General features: G+C 23.3%; 14 protein-coding genes and 7 tRNA genes. 8 read left to right on the top strand and 13 right to left on the bottom strand.

Annotated features, from left to right (window positions below; genetic code table 11):
- Window positions 1–428: 428 nt before the first annotated feature.
- The 4 genes from RJX12_RS00185 to RJX12_RS00200 all read right to left on the bottom strand — a co-directional run bounded on the left by RJX12_RS00185 (window position 429) and on the right by RJX12_RS00200 (window position 785).
- Window positions 429–501 (bottom strand) — tRNA-Thr (locus RJX12_RS00185).
- A 14-nt stretch (window positions 502–515) separates the two neighbouring features.
- Window positions 516–587 (bottom strand) — tRNA-Gly (locus RJX12_RS00190).
- Between the two features lie 30 nt (window positions 588–617).
- Window positions 618–699 (bottom strand) — tRNA-Tyr (locus tag RJX12_RS00195).
- A gap of 13 nt (window positions 700–712) precedes the next feature.
- Window positions 713–785 (bottom strand) — tRNA-Thr (locus tag RJX12_RS00200).
- 711 nt (window positions 786–1,496) lie between these two features.
- On the opposite strand from RJX12_RS00200, the gene metF reads away from it, so the two are divergent.
- From metF to argH, 3 genes are all read left to right on the top strand, one after another.
- A complete protein-coding gene (gene metF / locus RJX12_RS00205; RefSeq protein ID WP_343192205.1) occupies window positions 1,497–2,387 on the top strand; it encodes a methylenetetrahydrofolate reductase in 891 nt (296 codons plus the stop codon).
- A gap of 1,013 nt (window positions 2,388–3,400) precedes the next feature.
- Window positions 3,401–4,615 (top strand): argininosuccinate synthase, encoded by a 1,215-nt coding sequence (locus tag RJX12_RS00210; RefSeq protein WP_343192206.1) that lies wholly within the window; start codon window positions 3,401–3,403, stop codon window positions 4,613–4,615.
- A 98-nt stretch (window positions 4,616–4,713) separates the two neighbouring features.
- Window positions 4,714–6,111 carry an argininosuccinate lyase gene (gene argH, locus RJX12_RS00215; RefSeq protein ID WP_343192207.1) on the top strand — a complete coding sequence of 466 codons (1,398 nt, stop codon included), beginning with the start codon at window positions 4,714–4,716 and terminating at the stop codon, window positions 6,109–6,111.
- 557 nt (window positions 6,112–6,668) lie between these two features.
- Here the strand turns inward: argH and rpoD are convergent.
- The 3 genes from rpoD to rpsU all read right to left on the bottom strand — a co-directional run bounded on the left by rpoD (window position 6,669) and on the right by rpsU (window position 10,772).
- A complete protein-coding gene (rpoD, locus tag RJX12_RS00220; protein ID WP_343192208.1) occupies window positions 6,669–8,507 on the bottom strand; it encodes an RNA polymerase sigma factor RpoD in 1,839 nt (612 codons plus the stop codon).
- 205 nt (window positions 8,508–8,712) lie between these two features.
- Complete coding sequence (gene dnaG / locus RJX12_RS00225; protein ID WP_343192400.1) at window positions 8,713–10,461, bottom strand: DNA primase; 1,749 nt, start codon at window positions 10,459–10,461, stop codon at window positions 8,713–8,715.
- Window positions 10,462–10,556: 95 nt separating this feature from the next.
- A complete protein-coding gene (gene rpsU, locus RJX12_RS00230) occupies window positions 10,557–10,772 on the bottom strand; it encodes a 30S ribosomal protein S21 (RefSeq protein ID WP_343192209.1) in 216 nt (71 codons plus the stop codon).
- A 258-nt stretch (window positions 10,773–11,030) separates the two neighbouring features.
- Between rpsU and tsaD the strand changes: the two genes are divergently transcribed.
- Both tsaD and RJX12_RS00240 read left to right on the top strand, forming a co-directional pair.
- Window positions 11,031–12,047: a tRNA (adenosine(37)-N6)-threonylcarbamoyltransferase complex transferase subunit TsaD gene (tsaD, locus tag RJX12_RS00235; RefSeq protein WP_343192210.1), complete on the top strand. Its 1,017-nt coding sequence runs from the start codon at window positions 11,031–11,033 to the stop codon at window positions 12,045–12,047.
- Between the two features lie 752 nt (window positions 12,048–12,799).
- On the top strand, window positions 12,800–14,047 hold the full coding sequence (locus RJX12_RS00240; protein WP_343192211.1) for a multifunctional CCA addition/repair protein: 1,248 nt from the start codon (window positions 12,800–12,802) through the stop codon (window positions 14,045–14,047).
- 289 nt (window positions 14,048–14,336) lie between these two features.
- Here the strand turns inward: RJX12_RS00240 and crr are convergent, their stop codons facing one another.
- From crr to RJX12_RS00255, 3 genes are all read right to left on the bottom strand, one after another.
- Window positions 14,337–14,840: a PTS glucose transporter subunit IIA gene (gene crr / locus RJX12_RS00245; protein WP_343192212.1), complete on the bottom strand. Its 504-nt coding sequence runs from the start codon at window positions 14,838–14,840 to the stop codon at window positions 14,337–14,339.
- Window positions 14,841–14,865: 25 nt separating this feature from the next.
- Window positions 14,866–16,593: a phosphoenolpyruvate-protein phosphotransferase PtsI gene (ptsI, locus tag RJX12_RS00250; RefSeq protein WP_343192213.1), complete on the bottom strand. Its 1,728-nt coding sequence runs from the start codon at window positions 16,591–16,593 to the stop codon at window positions 14,866–14,868.
- Window positions 16,594–16,743: 150 nt separating this feature from the next.
- Window positions 16,744–17,001 carry an HPr family phosphocarrier protein gene (locus RJX12_RS00255; protein ID WP_343192214.1) on the bottom strand — a complete coding sequence of 86 codons (258 nt, stop codon included), beginning with the start codon at window positions 16,999–17,001 and terminating at the stop codon, window positions 16,744–16,746.
- Window positions 17,002–18,304: 1,303 nt separating this feature from the next.
- On the opposite strand from RJX12_RS00255, the gene ligA reads away from it, so the two are divergent.
- A complete protein-coding gene (gene ligA, locus RJX12_RS00260; protein WP_343192215.1) occupies window positions 18,305–20,074 on the top strand; it encodes an NAD-dependent DNA ligase LigA in 1,770 nt (589 codons plus the stop codon).
- A 240-nt stretch (window positions 20,075–20,314) separates the two neighbouring features.
- Here the strand turns inward: ligA and RJX12_RS00265 are convergent.
- Both RJX12_RS00265 and RJX12_RS00270 read right to left on the bottom strand, forming a co-directional pair.
- Window positions 20,315–20,387, bottom strand: a tRNA-Lys gene (locus RJX12_RS00265).
- Between the two features lie 27 nt (window positions 20,388–20,414).
- Window positions 20,415–20,487: transfer RNA gene (locus RJX12_RS00270), tRNA-Val, on the bottom strand.
- Window positions 20,488–20,702: 215 nt separating this feature from the next.
- Between RJX12_RS00270 and gltX the strand changes: the two genes are divergently transcribed.
- Window positions 20,703–22,109: a glutamate--tRNA ligase gene (gene gltX / locus RJX12_RS00275; RefSeq protein ID WP_343192216.1), complete on the top strand. Its 1,407-nt coding sequence runs from the start codon at window positions 20,703–20,705 to the stop codon at window positions 22,107–22,109.
- 113 nt (window positions 22,110–22,222) lie between these two features.
- A tRNA-Ala gene (locus tag RJX12_RS00280) sits at window positions 22,223–22,295 on the top strand.
- A gap of 120 nt (window positions 22,296–22,415) precedes the next feature.
- Here RJX12_RS00280 and fliE read toward each other — a convergent pair.
- Window positions 22,416–22,724 carry a flagellar hook-basal body complex protein FliE gene (gene fliE / locus RJX12_RS00285; RefSeq protein ID WP_343192217.1) on the bottom strand — a complete coding sequence of 103 codons (309 nt, stop codon included), beginning with the start codon at window positions 22,722–22,724 and terminating at the stop codon, window positions 22,416–22,418.
- Window positions 22,725–22,752: the final 28 nt, after the last annotated feature.

Raw genomic sequence — 22,752 nt, forward strand, 5'->3', positions numbered from 1 at the left:
TATCCTAAGTTATGTAATAAAATTAATTAATTCTTTAAAATTTGTAAAAGATACAGGATTTAAAATATATTTATTCATTATTTTTTAATTTTTAAATTACATAATATTTTTTTAATTATGAATTAACTATGTATATATTTAATATTAAAATAAATAATTTTATTTTAATATGATTTATTCTGAATCATATATTGGTCTGTTTTTTTATATATGTTCTATCATTCTTTAGATAGATTATTTATAAAATATTAGGTTTTGTTCAGAGTGGGAAGTCATAACTTATTAATTATGTGGTTGGTGTAAGTAATATAATATATCCAATAAGGTTATAGTAATAATATATACGAACTATCAATCTATCTTTTAATTATTGTTTTATTTATAAGATAGCGTGTATTGTATATTACTATAACCCTATTATTATTACATGCTGATACCCAGATTCAAACCGGGGACCTCACCCTTACCATGGGTGTGCTCTATCAACTGAGCTATATCAGCGTATAATATTTTTTAGCGGACAGCGGGAATTGAACCCGCATCATCAGCTTGGAAGGCTGAGATAATAACCTTTATATGATGTCCGCACATTTCAAATTATCAGATATTATTAATTATGGTGGGAGAAGGATTCGAACCTTCGAAGTCTATGACGGCAGATTTACAGTCTGCTCCCTTTAGCCACTCGGGAATCCCACCTACAAAATATTTATGCCGGCTACCGGAATCGAACTGGTGACCTACTGATTACAAGTCAGTTGCTCTACCTGCTGAGCTAAGCCGGCTAAATAATATATTTTATTGTATTATATATATTACGGATGGATTTAATTTTATGCAATAAAAATTTTAATAAATATTAATTTTAATATAAATATGTTTATTGTGTATTCTTTTTTTTAGTATTAATCAGTAGATTATTTAAAATTAAAAAAAAAATAAGTTTTTTTTATTGAACTTTTGTTATATCAGTAGAGACTAAATCTTGTTTCTGATATTAAGATTTAAAATTTTAGTGATAATTTAAATGAATTTAAGTTTCTTTATATGTATTTTAATATTTTTTTATAATTATAAATAATTAAATAATTTTTATGATTATACCTATTATTTTGTTTTTTTAAAATAAACAGGGTGCTGTTATAATGTATGTATTTTAAATATATTTAATAATGTTAATTTTTTTGCTTTTCTTATTTTATTTTTAATAAATTTTATATTAGTTGTTTTATAGAATTATGGTAATAGTTAATATTAACTAAATAAAATTTAAAATACTTATATGAATAATTAGTTATATTTATGACATATAGTTTATATATAATGTATATGATGTACATATTATTATATATATTTAACGAATATGAAAATGTGTCATGATTATTTTTATAATTTATTGTTGTATAGTTAAAAAATTTTATTTTATATAAAAATATTGTAATATATGTAATCAATTCTAATGTCATATTAGATTCATTAGTTATAAGATAAATAATATGAATTTTTATAAAAAAAAATTAAAAGAAACTTTATATCAATATATAACAGATATTAATTCTAAAATTAATATATCATTTGAATTATTTCCCCCAAAAAATATTTTATTAGAAGATAATTTATGGTCTACAGTAAATAAATTAAGTACATTAAAACCAAATTTTTTTTCAGTAACGTATGGAGCTAATTCTGGAGAACGTTATCGTACTTATGATATAGTTAATGCTATCAAAGAACATACTGGTATGATAGTAGTTCCACATTTAACGTGTGTTGATACAAAAAAAGAAGAATTAATTAAAATAGCTAAAACCTATTGGGACAATAATATTAGGCATATTATAGCGTTAAGAGGAGATTCAGTTAATAAATTAAATAAATCTACAATTTATGCTATTGATTTAATTAAGATATTGAAAAATGTTGCTAATTTTGATATTTCAGTAGCTGCTTATCCAGAAGTACATCCAGAAGCTGAAAGTTCTCAATTTGATTTAATTAATTTAAAGAGAAAAATTGAAGCTGGTGCTAATAGAGCTATCACTCAATTTTTCTTTGATGTTGAATGTTATTTACGGTTTAGAGATCGTTGTTATCAAAATGGAATTAATGTTCAAATTATACCGGGTATTTTACCTATTATTAGTTTTCCACAGTTGAAAAATTTTTCTAATATGACTAATGTACATATTCCAAGTTGGATCTATAATATTTTTTCTGGATTAGAAAATGATTTAAATACTACTAAAATGTTAGGTGCAAGTATAGCTATTAATATGGTGCATCAGTTATATAAAGAAGGTGTAAAAGATTTTCACTTTTATACTTTAAATAAATCAGATGTTGTATATGCAATTTGTTGTAGTTTAGGAAGAAAATCTGTTTCTTGAAAACAAAAAATAGCATATTTTAAAAATATAATTTATTTTTTAATAAGAATACAGAATATATTTTATAGATAATATATTAATTAATTGATATTAAATTTTATAAGAATAAGTTAATAGTTAAATATATAATAAATAGTTTTATATAAATAAATATTGTATATTAAAAATATAGTATTTTATTTGCATATATTATATATATTATTCAGTAGATGAGATAGTAAATATTTTTAGATATTTTATGTATTAAGATTAATAAATAGTAAATTTATTTTATGTTTTTATAAGCAGAACTAAAAATTAATATTATCGATAAAGTTAATATTTTTTAATAAGATAGAATTAGTTTATTTATGTGGAAATTTTTTATTAATTAGAATCAATGAGTTTAATTTTATCTTGAGAAATATTTTATTAATACGAATAAGTAAAGTAATTTTTTAAATAAAATTATATGCTATATTTATTTATAGTATTTTATAGTATAAATAATGGTGGTTTTGTAGTTGAATAGAATATAGTGTTTTTTTGGATTGAGAAATAAATTATTTTTTAAATGTTTATTTATTAAAAATAAAAAATGAGAATTTAATATATTAAAAATTATTTTTTAATTATTTTAAGTTTATTAAAATATTTTTAGTTTATTATATGTTATTTTGATTATAAATGTAATAGAACATATTTATTTAAGTGTATAAATAATATAATACATATTATAATTATTTAATTCATAATGGTTATTAGTTTATTAATAGAAGATTATACTTTCGTATAAAAAATAAATGTTTAAAAAAACATTAATTAAAGGTAAGATTATTATTCATGATAATAAATAAATAAAATAAATTGTAGTATTAAGAAATACGTTTATATAATTATTTATTATAGATATTGATAATGAAGAAATAAAGAAACAAATTTATTAATGTGATAGATTAGTTATTAGAAGAGAATAATAAGAATGTATTTATTTTATTAATATTATTTAATTTACATAGGGAATTATTTGAGTAATGAATAGTACAAAATATAATAAATCAGTTGTTTTAGCTTATTCAGGTGGATTAGATACTTCTGCAATAATTCCTTGGATTAAAGATAATTATAAATTAAAAGTTATTGCATTTGTAGCTGATGTAGGACAAAACAAAAAAGATTTACAAGGAATTAAAGAAAAAGCATTTCTTTCTGGAGCTTTTGAATGCCATGTTATCAATTTAAAAGACGAATTTGTACAGGATTATGTATATCCTATTTTAAAAATTGGTGCTTTATATGAAGGTAATTATTTATTAGGAACAGCTATTGTACGTCCAATTATTGCAAAAGCACAAGTTAGTCTGGCACTAAAGTTAGGAGCAAATTATCTTTGTCATGGAGCTACGGGAAAAGGAAATGATCAGGTACGATTTGAAACAGCATATGCAGCATTAGCTCCACAGATCAAAGTAATAGCTCCTTGGAGGGAATGGAACTTGCATTCTAGAGAAGAACTATTAGTATATTTGAAAGAACGTAATATTATGACAACAGCAACTTTAGAAAAAATATATAGTAGAGATGAAAATGTTTTTCATATGTCTACAGAAGGAGGTTTGTTAGAAAATACATGGAATGTAGCTAATGAAGACTGTTGGGTTTGGACAGTAAATCCAAAATTATCACCTGATCTGTCAGAGTATATATTAATTAAAATAGAAAAAGGATGTGTAGTATCTGTTAATAATCATAGTTTAACGCCATTAAAATGTTTAGAGAAATTAAATTTACTTGGATCTAAGCATGGCATAGGAAGGATAGATATTGTAGAAAATAGATTAATTGGAATTAAATCCAGAGGTTGTTATGAGACACCTGGTGGTACAATAATTATGAAAGCTTTACGAGCAATTGAGCAATTAGTATTAGATCGTGAGAGTTTACAGTGGAGAGAAGAATTAGGATTAAAAATGTCATCTTTGGTTTATGATGGACGTTGGTTTACTCCATTACGTAAATCTTTACAATCATCGATAGATTCATTAGCCAATGAGATAACTGGAGAAGTTGGTATAGAATTATATAAAGGGACAGTTACAGTTGTACAAAAAAGATCTGTTAATTCACTTTATTCTGAAGAATATGCGACATTTGGAAAAGATGATGTGTATAATCATTCAGATGCAAAAGGATTTATTAATATTTTCTCATTATCGTCTCGTATTCGAGCTTTAAAAAATAAAAAATAATATATATACATTGGTATAGAAGTAATATTAGTTAATATTAATTTTTATATTTTTTATTTTTTTTATATTTAATTTCTTTTCTATGAAGGGGTTAAGCGATGTCTCTTTGGGGAGGGCGTTTTACAAAAGATTCTCATCAATATTTTAAAAAATTTAATAATTCTTTAAACATTGATTATCGTTTGTTAAAAGAAGATATTTTAGGATCTATAGCATGGTCTAAATCGTTAATGGAAGTAAAGGTATTAACTATTGAAGAGCAAAAAAAAATAGAATGTGTTTTGAAATTAATATTAAAAGAAACCGAGAATAATGCAAAAAAAATATTAAATAGTGATGCAGAAGATATTCATAGTTGGATAGAACATGAATTAATTTCTAGGTTAGGTGAGTTAGGTAAAAAACTTCATACTGGTCGTAGCAGAAATGATCAGGTATCAACAGATTTAAAATTGTGGTGCAAATCAAAGATTAAAGATTTATATAATAGTTTACATCAATTAAAGATATCTTTTCTTGATCTAGCAGAATCAACACAAGAAGTCATTATGCCAGGTTATACTCATTTACAAAGAGCACAACCTATTACATTTTCACATTGGTGTTTAGCTTACATTGAAATGTTTAAGCGAGATCAAAGTAGATTAAGAGATGCTTTAAAACGTATAGATATTAGTCCATTGGGATGTGGAGCTATATCTGGTACAAGTTGGAATATTGATAGAGAAAAGTTAGCATATGATTTAGGTTTTTCTTCTGCTACTAAAAATAGTATAGATAGTGTATCGGATAGAGATTATGTTGTTGAATTATTATCAATTGCATCGATTAGTATGTTACATTTATCTCGGTTTTCTGAAGATTTAATTTTTTTTAATTCTGGAGAGGCGTCATTTATAGAATTGTCGGATGATATTACATCTGGTTCATCTTTAATGCCACAGAAGAAAAATCCAGATGTTTTAGAATTAATTAGAGGAAAAACTGGACGTGTATACGGTTCTTTAATCAGTATATTAGTTATGTTAAAGGGATTACCATTAGCTTATAATAAGGATATGCAAGAAGATAAAATAGGATTATTTGATGGATTAGATATTTGGGAAGATAGTTTAAACATGGCTAATTTAATTTTACCAAGAATAACAGTAAATTATTTTAAGTGTCATAAGGCAGCAGAAGAAGGTTATTCTAATGCTACTGAGTTAGCAAATTATTTAACAAATAAAGGTATGTCTTTTAGAAATGCACATTATATCGTAGGTAAAATAGTTATAGAAGCAATAAAAAATGGTGTATCTCTAAATAATTTAAATTTAAATATTTTACAAAAGTATAGTAAATTGATTTCCAGTGATGTGTATCAAATATTAGATTTAGATTCTACTATTAATCAACGTAATTCTAAAGGTGGAGTAGCAAAACATAGAGTAAGAGATGCTATTATTGAAATAAAAAAAGAGTTAGCAAAGGATGGTTTATTAAAAATAAATTAATTTAAAGATATATAAAAGTATTAACGTATATAATAAATTAAATAATATATATAAATATACATTATTTTCTGTTTCAATATATAAAATATAATTTTATTACATTGTGTATATATTATTTTGTAAACATTATGTTTTATTTATATATGAAAATTTAATCTTTATAAATAAATGTGTATATATTTTAAAGTTATATTTTTTCTTAAATAGTTTTTTTTATGAATATAGATTCATGTTTTATTTTTTATTATAAATAATGATAGCATAATTATTTTAAAAGATAATTTCATGAAAAATTATAGATATTTTTATATTATTAAAATATACTGACTGATATTATATAGGTATAAAAAATGAGTTTATATTTTTTTTAAATGTATAAATATTAGATACATTGTTTATATGTATTTAATTTATATTTTTTTAAATCATTTGATTATATTTTGTTATATTTATTTACTATAACAATAATAAGCGTATTGTATAAATGAATAATATTTTTATTGATATATATTAACAAAGCTTCTTAAGTAAAAGAAGCTTTGTCTTTGATAGTATCATTAGTCATCTAAAAAACTACGAAGAATTTCAGAACGACTAGGATGTCTCAATTTCCTTAACGCTTTTGCTTCAATTTGTCGAATTCTTTCACGTGTTACATCAAATTGTTTACCTACTTCTTCTAAAGTATGATCAGTATGCATGTCTATTCCAAAACGCATACGCAATACTTTAGCTTCTCTTGGTGTTAATCCTGATAATACATTATTAGTAACAGAACGTAAACTTTCAGAAGTAGCTGAATCTAAAGGTAATTCTAATGTAGTATCTTCTATAAAATCACCTAAATGTGAATCATCATCATCTCCAATGGGTGTTTCCATAGATATTGGTTCTTTTGCTATTTTTAGTACTTTTCTTATTTTATCTTCTGGCATTAACATTCTTTCTGATAACTCTTCTGGCGTTGGTTCTCGACCTGTTTCTTGTAACATTTGTCTAGAAATTCGATTGAGTTTATTAATTGTTTCAATCATATGAACAGGAATACGAATAGTACGTGCTTGATCTGCAATAGATCGGGTAATAGCTTGTCTAATCCACCAAGTAGCATAAGTTGAGAATTTATATCCTCTTCGATATTCAAATTTATCTACTGCTTTCATTAAACCAATATTTCCTTCTTGGATGAGATCTAAAAACTGTAATCCACGATTAGTATATTTTTTTGCTATAGATATTACTAATCTTAAATTTGCTTCAACCATTTCTTTTTTTGCTCTTCTTGCTTTTGCTTCTCCAATAGCCATTCTTCTGTTAATATCTTTTACTTGTTCAATTGTTAATCCTGTTTCTTTTTCAATTTTAACTAATTTTTTTAAAATAATTTCAATTTCTTTTTTAATTTCATATAGTTTGTTTGACCATGGTTTATTAGTAGGTGGAATAACTTGGAAAAAATTTGTTATATTTTTTTTTCTTGAAAAGAAATTAATAAAATGTTTTTTTGGCATTTTACATGTTTCTACACACAATTTCATCACTAAACGTTCTTGAGTTCTTACTTGTTCCATCATATTACGCATATTTCTTACTAAGTAATCGAATTGTTTAGGTACTAATCTAAATTGTTTAAATATTTCTGATAGATTATGAATTTCATGCACAGCATCTTTATGTTTTCTATTTTTTTGTTTAATTATAAGATTAGTTATTTTATATTGATGATATAATGCAAGGAATTTTTCTTTAGCTAATGTAGGATCAATACTATTTTCATCTTCATCGTTTTCTGATTCTTCATGTTCATTTTGTGCATGATTTTGTTCTTCTTCAGATAGTTCAGAACCAATATTTGTAGATATAGGAGAAAAAAAATCTTCTATGTTGGGATCTACAAATCCAGTAATTATTTCAGATAGTTTTATTTCACCTAATTCCACGCGATTATATTGTTGTAATAAATAAGTAATTGCTTCTGGATATTCAGCAACTGAACATTGTACTTGATTGATACCTTCTTCAATACGTTTAGCAATATCAATTTCTCCTTCTCTTGTTAGTAATTCTACAGTTCCCATTTCACGCATGTACATACGAATAGGATCTGTTGTACGACCTATTTCAGTTTCTACATGAGATAAAACTTGAGCTGCAGCTTCAACTGCATCTTCATCTGTATCAGTATTATTTGAATTGAGTATTAGATCATCTGCATCTGGTGCTTCTTCTACTACTTGTATTCCCATGTCATTAATCATTTGAATTATATCTTCAATTTGGTCAGAATCAATAATATCTGCTGGAAGATGATCGTTTACTTCAGAATATGTTAAATAGCCTTGCTCTTTACCATGAGTAACAAGTAGCTTAAGTTGTGACTGCGGGTTTTGCTCCATGAGACGGTATCCACATTTTTTCTATTAATTTAATTAGTAAAATTAATTAATAAATCAATATTAGTTAATTATGAGCAGTATGTAATGATTTAAGATACTTATCTTATATAATATTATTTAATATATTATAATATATAAAAATAAGACAAATAAGATAATAATATTAATATATTGTTTATATTTTATAAATTAAAATATGAATTTGTTATGTTTTAGCTAATTTTTTATTGATTGACCATAATTCATATTTTTCGTTATTATTTAATCCTATTTTTCTTTCTTTATTAATTAAAAAATTATGTCTAGTTTCTAATATAGAATTATATATATTAGTTAATATGTCTAAAAAGACATTTTTTACTTGATTATCAGTAATCATGTGGTCCCATGTAGCCAATTTAACTAAAATAGTTAATTCATGGGTATTTCTGTATAATTCTAATATTTGTCCTGTATTTAATGTTTTATGTTTAATACATGTTTCTACTAATTGTATAAATAAAGTCAAACCTTTTACTTGTACTTTTTTTAATATTTTTATAGATGGAATAACTGCAACTAAATGAGGATTTTGAATTAATAATGCGATAAGAATACGCATTTTAGTTTGTTTAATTGGTGTAATGTTTTTATTTTCTTTTATTTTTTTATATTTAAAAAATAATGTTTCTAATTGATTAATATCTGGAATACCTAATTTATTACCTAATATTTGTTTTAAGTAAATACGCATAGTTTCTCCTGGAATTAAATTTATTAAAGGGATAGCTTTTGCGCTTAGATAACTACGATCTTCAATAGAGCTTAAATCAATGTTGTGTAACAATTTTTTAAAGAAAAAAATAGATAAATCTGTTGCTTGGTTGATTCGGTTTTCGAAAGCTATTTTCCCTTCTTGTCTTATTATTGTATCTGGATCTTCGTTATGTGGTAAAAAAACAAATTTTATACTTTTTCCATCAGTTATATATGGAAGACTTATTTTTAATGTTCTCCAAGCAGCTTTTGTTCCTGATTGATCTCCATCATAACAATATATTATATTATTTGTAGTTCTAAAAAGGAGTTGAATATGTTCTGATGTTATTGATGTACCTAGTGATGCTACAGCATAAAAAATATTAAATTGAACAAGAGTAATTACATCAATATATCCTTCAACAATTAATAATTTATTTGGTCTAGAATATTTTTTTTTCATTTCATAAAAGCCATATAATTGCTTACTTTTATGAAAAATACTGGTTTCTGGTGAATTAATATATTTAGGTTTATTATTATTTAAATTTCTTGCTCCAAAACCACTAATTCTACCAAAATTGTCTTTTATAGGAAATATTATTCTGTTTCTAAATCTATCGTATGTGTATCCTTGATTGTTTTCAATTAATATTCCAGAATCTATTAATTCTTGTTGATTTGTTTTGTTTATTGTAATATTTTTAGATATATAGTTCCATTCTTTTGGAGCAAAACCAATAGAAAATTCATTAATAATTTGAGGATTTAGACCTCTATTAATTAAATAAATATATGCTTCATTATTTTTATTAGTTGTGATGTTTTGTTTATAAATGTCAGTAATTGTTTTCATTAAGGAAAATAATTTGTTTCTTTTTTCATATGCGTTGTTAGTATTGGTTGGATTTGTTTTATAATACAGTATATTATATTTGTGTAATATAGAAAGTGTTTCAATACTTTCAACGAAATTTAAATGTTCATAATTCATTAAAAAATCAATTACATTGCCATGTGCATTACATCCAAAACAATAATAGAATTGTTTTTTCTGATTAACAATAAAAGATGGTGTTTTTTCTTGATGAAAAGGGCATAGAGCATAATAATTTTTTCCTTTTTTTTTAACAGAAATTCGTGAACTAATGAAATTTATAATATCAGTTTTTTCTAATAATTCGCTTATAAGATGTTGTGGTATTTTGTTAATCATTTCGTTATATATTTTACGTTTATAAAACACTGATATCACTTTGATACATAAAAGTATCAATTTGAACAGTGTTTTATGATTATTTAAATGTATAATTAATACATTCGTGTACGTTTTGAGTTTTCTCTAAATATTTTTTTTGCTAGACGTTTTATTGCAGATGCTTTTGCTCTTTTTCTTTCGGTAGTTGGTTTTTCATAGAATTCTCTACGTCTAATTTCTGATAAAATTCCTGCTTTTTCGCAAGATCTTTTAAATCTACGTAATGCTACGTCAAATGGTTCGTTTTCGCGTACTTTAATAATTGGCATAAAATTTTACCTTATTTTAAATAATAGTACATAACTATTTTTTTTAAAAATATTTAATATTACATAATGTAATAACATGTTTTATGAGACATATTATGTTATAATAAAAAATATATATTAAATGTATATTTTATAATGTATATAGTATATATTATATATTTGTTTGGTGTTGTATAAAAAATCATGTATATTAAATAATAAACATATTATTTTGTATATGTTAGTTAACATTTTAATAACAAATTATAAATATTTAATATGCGTATATTAGGCATTGAAACATCTTGTGATGATACAGGTGTAGCAATTTATGATAATAATAATGGTTTAATAGTCAATTTATTACATAGTCAGTCTGAGTTACATGCTAATTACGGTGGTGTTGTACCAGAAATTGCAGCACGTAGTCATATGTGTCAAATTATTCCTTTAATAAAATTAGCTTTAAAACAGATATCAGATAGTGGTGGAATAAATTCTATTGATGCCATTGCATATACGGCTGGACCTGGTTTTAAAGGATCATTATTAATAGGAGCTTCTGTTAGTCATGCTTTATCGTTTTCTTATGATATTCCAATCATACCAATTAATCATATGGAAGGCCATTTATTATCTCCTATATTAGAAGGACAAAAAATACACTTTCCATTTGTAGCTCTTTTAGTATCAGGAGGTCATACTCAATTAATAAAAGTAAATCAAATAGGTATATATGAATTGTTAGGAAATACGTTAGATGATTCAGCTGGAGATGCTTTTGATAAAGTAGCTAAACAATTAGGTTTAAAATATCCAGGAGGTCCTTTATTATCAAATTTAGCTAGACATGGTATTCCTGGTCGTTATAATTTTCCAAAACCTATGAAGAACTCTTTAAATTTTAGTTTTTCTGGGCTTAAAACTTATGTTTTTAATTTTATTAAACAACAAAAAAAAGATTGGCAAACTAGGTCAGATATAGCGTATGCATTTGAATCTTCAGTAGTAGATACATTAGTAAATAAATGTCAACAAGCATTATTATTGACAGGTGTAAAAAATTTAGTAGTTGCCGGTGGAGTAAGTGCTAATTTTACGTTAAGGAAAAAAATGAAATTAATGGTTAAAAAATATGATAGTAAAGTTTTTTATGTAAACCCAGAATTATGTACAGATAATGGGGCAATGATTGCTAACGTTGGAGCTTTACGTTTTAAAGAACGAAAACTTTCCTCATTGCAGATTACTGTATATCCAAATTGGTTATTAACTGAATTGTCTGTTTTATGTTAATATTTTATATATATAATATATATTATTTATATTAAGAATATTAATATTGTTTAAGTTTTAATTATGTTTTATTTTGACTGTATATTTTTTAAATTAATTAGTTGAAGTTATTTTTTAAATGGAGTATGTATATTTTTTTTCTATCATAAGTAAGAAAGAGAAATTTTCAGTTATGTTATAAGTTGCGTTAATAGAAAAATTTATTTTAATTTTTTTACGGTATTTTTTTTATTATTAAATGTAGTTTTATTTTTTTATATATTTTTATTGATGTATAAAACATATTGTACTGCTATTGTATATTGAATAGTTATATTTTTTAATTTTTTGATTGTATTTTTAATACATTTTTTTAATTTATAATTATCTATCATAAGTGATCATTTATAGTCATTATTTTACATAAATATATTAATTTTAAATATATAATATGTTTTTTTTAGATATATGATAATATTTTATTTTTACTACTTTAGTACTTATTGTTATTATTTTTAACATAAAATAAATTTTATTTTGTGTTTTTAAATAAACAACTTTTATTTTAAAATAAAAAAATATAATCATATACTTAATTTTTATATATGTTATTTATTATGTAAATTGATAAAAATATATTTTATTGTGTAAATATAGTTACATATAGATGTAATATTAAATTTTTTATTTTTATTGAATATATGTATTAAAAAAATATATTGATTAAATTAGTTTACAATGATTATATTATAGAATATTAAAGGAAATACTTTGTGGATGTATATTTAGTAGGAGGAGCTGTACGTGATCAATTACTTAATTTATCAATAAAAGATAAAGATTGGGTTGTGGTTGGGTCTACGTCCGAAACTTTAATAAAAAAAGGTTATAAACAAGTAGGTAAAGAATTTCCTGTTTTTATTCATCCTAAAACATATGAAGAATATGCATTAGCAAGAACAGAAATTAAATCTGGATTGGGTTATCATGGTTTTAAAATAAATTTTTCTTCTAAAGTGACATTAGAGGAAGATTTAATAAGAAGAGATTTGACTATTAATGCCATAGCTCAAGATAAGAATGGAAACTATATTGATCCATTTCATGGTAGAAAAGATTTATTTTTAGGTATCTTACGACATATTTCTGATTCTTTTAAAGAAGATCCTTTACGAGTATTAAGAGTGGCAAGATTTGCTGCTGAATTATCGTATTTAGGATTTTATATTGCTAAGAAAACAATGTTTTTAATGACTGAAATGGTTTCTAATCAAGAATTATCGTATTTAACAAGCGAAAGAATTTGGAAAGAAACGGAAAAAGCATTAATAACATCTCATCCTCATGTATATTTTCAAACTTTACGGTATTGTAGGGCTTTATCTGTTGTTTTTCCTGAAATTGATCAATTATATTCTGTATATTTTACAAAGTTTTTTCATAATAAAATAATAGATATGAGTAAGTATGTATTTATTGGTTTAGCAAAAATTTCGCAAGTTAGTAAGGAGATAGATATAAGATTTTCTTGTTTATGTCAATTACTGAGTAAAAGTATTGTACCTTATAATGATAATAACCGTTATACATTTTATAATTATTTAGCAGCTTCATTTGTGAGAAATATGTGTATACGTTTACGTGTACCATCTTCTATAAGAGATTTGGCTGTATTTATTTCAGGGTTTAATGATTTTTTGTATGAAATAGTATTTCATAATGCACAGTCTATTGTTATTTTTTTTGATTATATAGATGCTTGGAGAAAACCAGAAATAGTACATAAATTAGCTTTATTAATAAATATATATTATGCTTTAAATTGTTCCATTGTAGTTGATAATAAAACTCCAGGAGAAAATTTAAAAAATATGTTTACTATGGCTAATAGTGTTTCTATTAAGACAGTGGTAGCTTCTGGATTTAAAGGTATGGGAATACGGATTGAAGTAACGCGTTTGAGAATTATATTAATTGAACAATGGATAATATCTTTTTTTAGTCAACAAAATGAGAATTAAAAAATATTAGATATAAATATTTTTTAATTATTGATTTATATTAATTAATTAGGTATATATGCATTAATTACGATTTTTAAAATTATAGATAATAATTAAATTTATTATTTTTTATACAATGTATTATATTAAATAATGAGATTAAATATTAATAGATATATATATATATTAATAAATAAAATTTATACAATAAAAATATAATGTTAATGTATTATTAATTATTATTATAGATATTTTAATGGGTTATTGATAGTTAAAACGGCACTGTATACCGTTTTAACTAATTGACTTATAATTTTATATGCATAATAGATGTTTGACCTGCAATAGCATTACTACAAAAAATCTTTTTTATTGATTTTATTTTTTCCACGTTAGATATAACAATTGGAGTTATAATAGATTTAGAGTGTTTTTTTAAAAAAGGCAAATCTAATAAAATTATTTTATCTCCCATTTTTACTGTTTGAGATTCTTTTGCAATTTGTATAAATCCTTTTCCTTTTAAATTAATCGTATCAATGCCAAAATGTACTAATAATTCAATACCATCGCAAGATAATATTGAAAAAGCATGCAGAGTCTTGAATATTGTTTCGATAGTTCCATTAATTGGAGAAAGAATTTCATGACCTGTAGGTTCAATTGCTACACCATCTCCAACAATTTTTTTTGAAAATACTTTATCTGGTACTTTTTCAATTTTAATAATTTTACCAGATATCGGTGATACAATATTTATTATTTTACTTTCATCATTTTTTTTTTTAAAAAAATTTGAAAACAATCCCATATTTTCTCCTAATATTTATGTTATATTAGTTATAACAATTCTTGTGAATATAGTCATTAATTATGTTTTTTAATTTTTTAGCTGTACTTTGCATAAGAGATTTATCTGCAATTTTTTTCGCTTGTTTAAAATTAATTTGTCTTATAATTTTTTTTATATTAGGGATATAAGGAGAACTCATACTTAATTTGTCTATTCCCATACCTATCAATAATATTGTAGCATTTGAATCTCCTGCTAATTCTCCGCATATTCCAGTCCATTTTCCTTCTGCATGTGAAGCATCAATAACTAGTTTTATTAATTTTAATACTGAAGGACTCATGGGATTGTATCTATTAGAAATAAGATCATTTCCGCGATCAACAGCGAGAGTATATTGAGTTAAATCGTTACTCCCAATACTAAAAAAATCAACTTCTTGAATTAAATAATGAGATATAATAGCAGCAGCTGGAGTTTCTATCATTATTCCAATTTCTATGTTTTTATTAAAATCTATTTTTTTTTCAGATAATATTGATTTTAATGTTTCTAATTCAGATTTTAAAAATTGAACTTCTTCTAAAGAAATAATCATTGGAAACATAATTTTTAGATTACCAAATACTGAAGCACGTAATATAGCTTTAAGTTGATCATGTAAAATATCTTTTCTATCTATAGAAATACGGATAGCTCTCCATCCTAAAAATGGATTATCTTCTTTTGGAAATTTCATATATGGAAGATTTTTATCTCCTCCAATATCTATTGTTCTAATTATAATAGACTTTCCATTCATTTTTTTTGCAATTTTTTTATATGTCTGAAATTGTTCTTCTTCAGATGGTAGTGTATCACGTTCCATAAATAGAAATTCAGTACGATATAAACCTATAGATTCAGCTCCATTGTTTTGTGCATTATTAATTTCTTGAACGTTGCTAATATTTGCTCCAATTTCTATGCGATGACCGTCTAAAGTAATGGCTGGAAGTATTTTAAATTTTGTTAATTTATTTTTTTGGTGAATATAAGTATTCTGGAATATTTTAATTTTATTGATTTCTTGTGGAGATGGATTAATGATAATGATATTATTAATTGCATCTAAAATAAGATAATCATTAGTTTTAACTTTTTTTGTTATATTATTTGTACCTACAATTGCAGGTATTTCTAAAGCTCTAGCTATAATAGAAGTATGGGATATTCTACTTCCTAAATCAGTGATAAAACCCAATACTTGTTTACAATTTAATTGAGCTGTTTCAGATGGAGTTAAATCTTTAGCTACTATAATGCTTTCATGTTGTACGTTATTTAAATCAATTATTTTTATGTTTAAAATATTTTTCAATAATCTAAAACCTATATCTTTAATATCTATTGCTCTATTTTTTAGATATTCATCTTTTAGTTGTTGTAATAGTTTAATATGTTTGTCAATAACAGTATGTGTAGCAGCATCTGCAGAAAAAAGATTATGTTTAATTAGAAAGAGAATTTCTTGTACAAATTCTTCATCTTCTATTAACATGATATATCCATTAAATATTTCTTCTTTTTCTTTTTCACAAGATTCAGACGCTTTAATTTTAATATTATTTAATTGAGTTAAAGTTTTTTCTTTACCATCAAGAAATTTTTTTATTTCTTGATCAATATTTTTATCAGAAATTTTTTGTTCATTAATAATTATCTTTTCTTCTTTTATCAGTAATACTTTTCCGAACGCAATACCTGGTGAGGCTAAAATGCCTGAAATCATAATATTACCTTATTATATAAAATCGTTGACTAAATTTTAGTTAGTTATTTATTTAAGAAATATTTAAATTGGTATTAAAATTTCCGGAAGTATTATGTATTTATCTTCCGGAAAAGTTTTTTATATACTGTTCTTGTGTTATATGAAACTTTATTCAAGAGTTGAAATTATTTTTTCTAAATGGAAAATAGCTTTTTTTTCATCTTCACCTTCTGCACATAAAGTAATTATACTGCCTTGTATTAATCCCAATGTTTGTAATTTAAATAAACTTTTAGCATTAGCGCATTTGTTTTTGTACGTAATAGTAATATTGGAGTTAAATTTTTTAGCTTCTTTTACAAATTGAGCCGCTGGACGGGTATGTAATCCATTTTTAGATTGTATTACAAGATTTTTTTGGAACATATGTATTGTTTACCTATATATTATTTATGTATGTTAATACTAATTTATAAGTGGATTTATTATTAGTGGTTTTATTAAATTAATTAATTTAAAATATATTAGGTAATACTAATAAATATAAAATCTATCAATATTACTAGAGTGATTTTAAAAAAAAATATTTACTTAACAAATTGGTATGATGTAAATAGATTATTTATCTATAAATAAAAATGTTATTTATATAGTTATAATAGTAAGTGTATAGTACATTATATTTATAAGAAAAATGAGTTATAAATAATCTTTTATTGTACAGATATTTTTTATATAATAGTTAATACATCACAATTATTTTAATTTTAATACTTAAACTGATCAACTATTTTATTTTTTTTAGATTGTATATTATTTTTTTGTTAATATAGTAGATTTATTGACGGATGTCTTAATAGTTTTAATATGTCATCTCATTATTAAAAAAAATATAAATTATGATTTTATCCAGTGAAGCTTGTTTATATAAATTTATTTCTTTTTTGATATAAGAATAAATCAATCGAAATTATTTTAATTTATAATATTTTTGATATATATTTATAATATAATATTTATTATTTCTACAATAGTAATAAGATCATTATAATTAGTAGATGAAATTATAAGAATAATAATTATTCACATGTGTTAGTAATAGTAATGATATGTTATTATTTAAATTGATGATGTATATTTATAATTATAAACTATAAATATATTTTCTAATTTTATAGTAAAATTATTTTTTTACGTTTAATTTGTAAAAATTACATATTCATTATTTTTTTAATTTATATGTGTATTTAGCTATAAATTAGAGTAGTTTTAGTTGATATATTAATAAAATATAGTTTTATTGATTAGTTGTTTGATTTATTTTTATCATGAATATATTTTAACTAATAATACTATATGCTAATTATTAGATATTAATTATATCTATCATTGTTAAAAGAATTAATGTCGATTAACATATAAAGATTCATAAATAATAATATTTTTATTAGATAATTAATTTTAGTAGTTAAATAATATGTAAAATATATAAAATGTTGTATTATTTAAATATATTTTGTAATAAAATATATATATTTAATTATATTACATAGTTTTTTATTCAAATTTTATAAATGTAACTGGATTATTAATGTTGTAATATAATTAATAAAATATTATAAATTATTATTATGTAATTAAATTACATGGTATTACTATCTTTATTTTTTAATCTGAAAGATATATTTTTTTATATAAATTTATATTTATTGTATAAAAGTGATATTGTATGAAATCTACGAAAGATAAAATTATTTTATTAAGAAAAAAAATTTTTTATTATGCATACTTATATTATACTTTAGATGCTCCATTAATATCTGATTATGAATATGACGAATTAATGAAACAGTTGCAAGAATTAGAACAGAAAAATAAAAATTTATTAATACCAATAGCTAATAGTTCTCCTACAAACATTGTAGGTTCTATAAATCATCCTGAATTAAAAACTGTAACTCATTTAACTTCGATGTTATCGTTAGATAACGCTTTTAATAGAGAAGACTATTTAAAATTTGAAAAGAAAATATATAAACTATCAGGAATTATTAATTCAATTGAATTATGTTGTGAGCTTAAAATAGATGGGTTAGCTTTAAGTTTACTTTATAAGCAAGGAAAATTAAAATATGCTATCACACGTGGAGATGGTAAAGTAGGGGAGAATGTTACAGTTAATGCTATGACGATAAAATCTATTCCATTAATTTTAAATGGTGAAAATATTCCACCGGTTTTGGAAATTAGAGGTGAAGTATTTATGAAAAAGTATGATTTTATAAAGATGAATACTTATGCTAAAAATTATAAAGATAAATTATTTTCTAATTCACGTAACGCGGCTGCTGGATCATTACGTCAAAAAGATTCTACAATTAGCGCTCAAAGAAATTTAATGTTTTGTGCATATGGGTATAATATAGTAAATGGAATAGAAGATTCTACAACTCATTTAGAAAAATTAAATAAAATAAAAAATTGGGGTATACCTATTAGCAATCATACAGTATTATGTAATAGTTCACAAGAAGTATTTTCATATTTTAATAAAATAAAACATCATCGCATTTTATTAGATTTTAATATAGATGGTATTGTAGTAAAAGTAAATTCTATTAAAATACAAAATTTATTAGGAAATTCAAGTAGATATCCCCGTTGGGCAATAGCTTTTAAATTTAAATCAATTGAAAAGGTAACTAAATTACTTAATGTAGATTTTCAAGTTGGTAGAACGGGAGTTATTACTCCTATAGCTCGTTTGAAGCCAATAGAAATATCTGGGGTAAAGATATCTAACGTTTCTTTATATAATAAAAATGAAATAAAGAAAATAGGATTATGTATAGGCGATTATGTGACTGTTAGTAGGGTCGGAGATGTTATTCCAAAAATTATTAATGTAATATCTTCATCTCATATATCAAGGAGTAACTCTAAAAAAATAATTTTTCCTAAAGATTGTCCAATATGTCATTCTCTCATTATACAAAAAAGTAAATTGGGTAATTCATATTGCAGTGGAGGTTTTAAATGTTTAGCACAGTGTCAACAATCATTAAATCATTTTTTTTCTAAAAAAGGTTTTAATATAAAAGGTTTAGGTCCGAAAATGATTAATAAGTTAATTGATTTTGATTATATTAGCACTCCTGTAGATGTTTTTCGTTTAAAAATAAAGCAATTAATAATATTAAAAGATGTAGGTTTGCATTCTGCCAATAATTTATTGAAAGAAATTGATCGGTCTAGGCATATAAAATTAAATCAATTAATTTATGCTTTAGGAATAGTAGGTATTGGTGAAGTAACTGCTAAATTATTATCTATGTATTTTAATGATATACATAGAATTATGGAAGTTCAGTTGTGGGATTTAAAAAAAATATCAGGTATTGGGCCAATTTTAGCTAATAATATTATTATGTTTTTTAATGATAAAAGAAATAATAAATTTATTAAATGTTTATTAAATCATATCCATATTATTAATTAATGTAAATTGATAGAATAATAATATAATTCTATTTATTTTAATACAATTGTAAAAAAGATGTTGAATTATATTGATGAAATTATTTTTTTTGTATGAAATTAATAATTATATAATTTTTATTGATTATAAATTAAATATATTATTATCAGTTATATGATGTACATTTAAAATTGCATGTGTATTAAAATAAATACATTAATTTTATGTTTATTAATAGATATAAATAATTTTTTATTGATATGGGTCGTGCAGGATTCGAACCTGCGACCAATTGATTAAAAGTCAACTGCTCTACCAACTGAGCTAACGACCCTTTGATAATGATATAAATGATATATAATGGGTGATGACGGACTCGAACCGCCGACAGCCTCCGTGTAAAGGAGGAACTCTACCAACTGAGTTAATCACCCTAAAATTTAAATACTCTATATATAATAATAGTTTCTATTTTAAAGATCAATAGTTTATATATTTTTTTATTTATTTATTTATTGATTAATGATTATATTTTATAATATTCTTTAAAATTGTTACATTGTTGAAATTAGGAAACATAAAATTATTACTGTATGTATAATATATTAATATTTCATATAGATATAATATTTTATAGAGACAAAAACGTATGCAAATAAGAACTCGTTTTGCACCTAGTCCTACTGGATATTTACATATAGGTAGTGCACGCACTGCTCTTTATTCATGGCTTTTTGCTAAAAAAAACAATGGTATATTTATCTTAAGATTTGAAGATACTGATTTTGAACGTTCGACTGAGTCGTCAGTTAAAGGAATAATAAATGGATTAAATTGGTTGAAGTTAAGTTGGGATGAAGGACCTTACTTTCAAAGTAAAAAATTAAAATATTATATTGAGATTATTCATTCTATGTTAAGTACTGGATGTGCTTATAGATGTTATTGTTCCGAAGTAAGACTACAAAAAGTAAGAAAATATCAAATTGAACAGGGTAAAAAACCCAAATATGATGGTAAATGTCGTACATTAAGTAATAATATTCATGTTAATAATTCTTCTTATGTGGTCAGATTTAAAAATCCTGAAAAAGGACAGGTCATTTTTCAAGACCAAATAAGAGGAAAAATTGTTGTTAATAATTCAGAATTAGATGATTTAATTATTTTACGTAGCAATGGTATACCTACATATAATTTTTGTGTAGTAATAGATGATAGGGATATGGACATAACCCATGTAATTCGAGGTGAAGATCATATCAATAATACTCCACGTCAAATTAATATTTTAAAAGCATTAGGGGCAAAAATTCCTTTATATGCTCATGTGTCAATGATAATTGATATTGATGGTAAAAAATTATCTAAAAGAAATAATGTTATTGATGTTATGAAATATTGTAAATTAGGATATTTACCAGAAGCGATATTAAATTATATACTTAGATTAGGTTGGTCTCATGGTGATCAAGAGATTTTTAGTATAAAGGAAATGAAAGAATTGTTTACTTTAGATAATGTTGGTAAATCGTCAAGTTGTTTTAACATAAAAAAATTATTATGGTTTAATCATTATTATATTAATTCATTACCTATAGATTATATTATTCAATGTCTTAAATCGTTTTATACAGAAGCACGCATTAATATTAACAATGGTCCAAATTTAAACATGGTAGTTCCATTGGTGAGGAATAAGTGCAAAACATTAAATGATGTCATCAAGTTAACTCGGTTTTTTTATGAAGAATGTAGTTATTTAAATAACAAGATTATACAAAAATATTTAAATAATAGTAGTATTTTTATGTTAAAAGAGATAAAAAAACAAATAGAAACTTTGTCTATATGGCAGGTTAAAAATATATCGTTAATGATACACGCGTTATCTGATCATTATAAAGTAAGTATAAAAGAAGTCGCTATGCCACTTCGAATTGCTATTACTGGAACTAACGTATCTCCTAGTATTGATATGACTATTTATGTGTTAGGGCGTTATTGTGTGTTAAAACGAATTAATAATGCTTTAGAATATATTTATAACAATTAACTTATTATTTTTTTATTTAAAAATAATTAATTGTTATTTTTTAAATACATTGAAAGATAGATATAATAACATTATTATTGTTTGTGTAATTAATATTATTTATTAATTTTTATGGGACTATAGCTCAATTGGTAGAGCACTTGCATGGCATGTAAGCGATTAGCGGTTCGAATCCGCTTGGTTCCAAATACCAAATATTACATAATTAATATGTATGTGCATTTATAAAATTATTTTTTATGCTATTTGTATAGTGATTACATATAAAATATGTATATATGCTGGAATTGTTTCCCAGCATTTTTTTTACACTTGCATATTCATTATTTCTTGATAAGCAGAAATAACTTTGTTTCTTATTTGTACAGCCATATTAATTGATATTGAAGATTTTTGTAAGTCTATCATTATATCACTCAAAGACACTCCAGGTTTCTCTAATATAAACTCTTGAGAGTTTTTTTTTGCATTATTTTGAGTTAAATTAATACTATTAAGTAAATTATCAATATAATTAGAAAAATTATGAGATGTATTATGGTTATCGTTATCTATATTAGTCAATGTGTTATAGTTAATTTGGTTTACATGATTAGTAATTGTTTCAATAGGCATAGAAATTTTCTTTATATTAGTAGGTATA

Source organism: Buchnera aphidicola (Formosaphis micheliae), assembly GCF_039403185.1.
Classification (GTDB): Bacteria; Pseudomonadota; Gammaproteobacteria; order Enterobacterales; family Enterobacteriaceae; genus Buchnera_C; species Buchnera_C aphidicola_B.

Bases quoted from the DNA above. Each gene is read 5' to 3' on its own strand.
- rpsU (WP_343192209.1), bottom strand. From the start codon at position 10,772: ATGCCAATTATTAAAGTACGCGAAAACGAACCATTTGACGTAGCATTA.
- rpoD (WP_343192208.1), bottom strand. From the start codon at position 8,507: ATGGAGCAAAACCCGCAGTCACAACTTAAGCTACTTGTTACTCATGGT.
- gltX (WP_343192216.1), top strand. From the start codon at position 20,703: ATGCAAATAAGAACTCGTTTTGCACCTAGTCCTACTGGATATTTACAT.
- RJX12_RS00210 (WP_343192206.1), top strand. From the start codon at position 3,401: ATGAATAGTACAAAATATAATAAATCAGTTGTTTTAGCTTATTCAGGT.
- fliE (WP_343192217.1), bottom strand. From the start codon at position 22,724: ATGCCTATTGAAACAATTACTAATCATGTAAACCAAATTAACTATAAC.
- tsaD (WP_343192210.1), top strand. From the start codon at position 11,031: ATGCGTATATTAGGCATTGAAACATCTTGTGATGATACAGGTGTAGCA.
- argH (WP_343192207.1), top strand. From the start codon at position 4,714: ATGTCTCTTTGGGGAGGGCGTTTTACAAAAGATTCTCATCAATATTTT.
- dnaG (WP_343192400.1), bottom strand. From the start codon at position 10,461: ATGATTAACAAAATACCACAACATCTTATAAGCGAATTATTAGAAAAA.
- metF (WP_343192205.1), top strand. From the start codon at position 1,497: ATGAATTTTTATAAAAAAAAATTAAAAGAAACTTTATATCAATATATA.
- RJX12_RS00255 (WP_343192214.1), bottom strand. From the start codon at position 17,001: ATGTTCCAAAAAAATCTTGTAATACAATCTAAAAATGGATTACATACC.
- ptsI (WP_343192213.1), bottom strand. From the start codon at position 16,593: ATGATTTCAGGCATTTTAGCCTCACCAGGTATTGCGTTCGGAAAAGTA.
- ligA (WP_343192215.1), top strand. From the start codon at position 18,305: ATGAAATCTACGAAAGATAAAATTATTTTATTAAGAAAAAAAATTTTT.
- crr (WP_343192212.1), bottom strand. From the start codon at position 14,840: ATGGGATTGTTTTCAAATTTTTTTAAAAAAAAAAATGATGAAAGTAAA.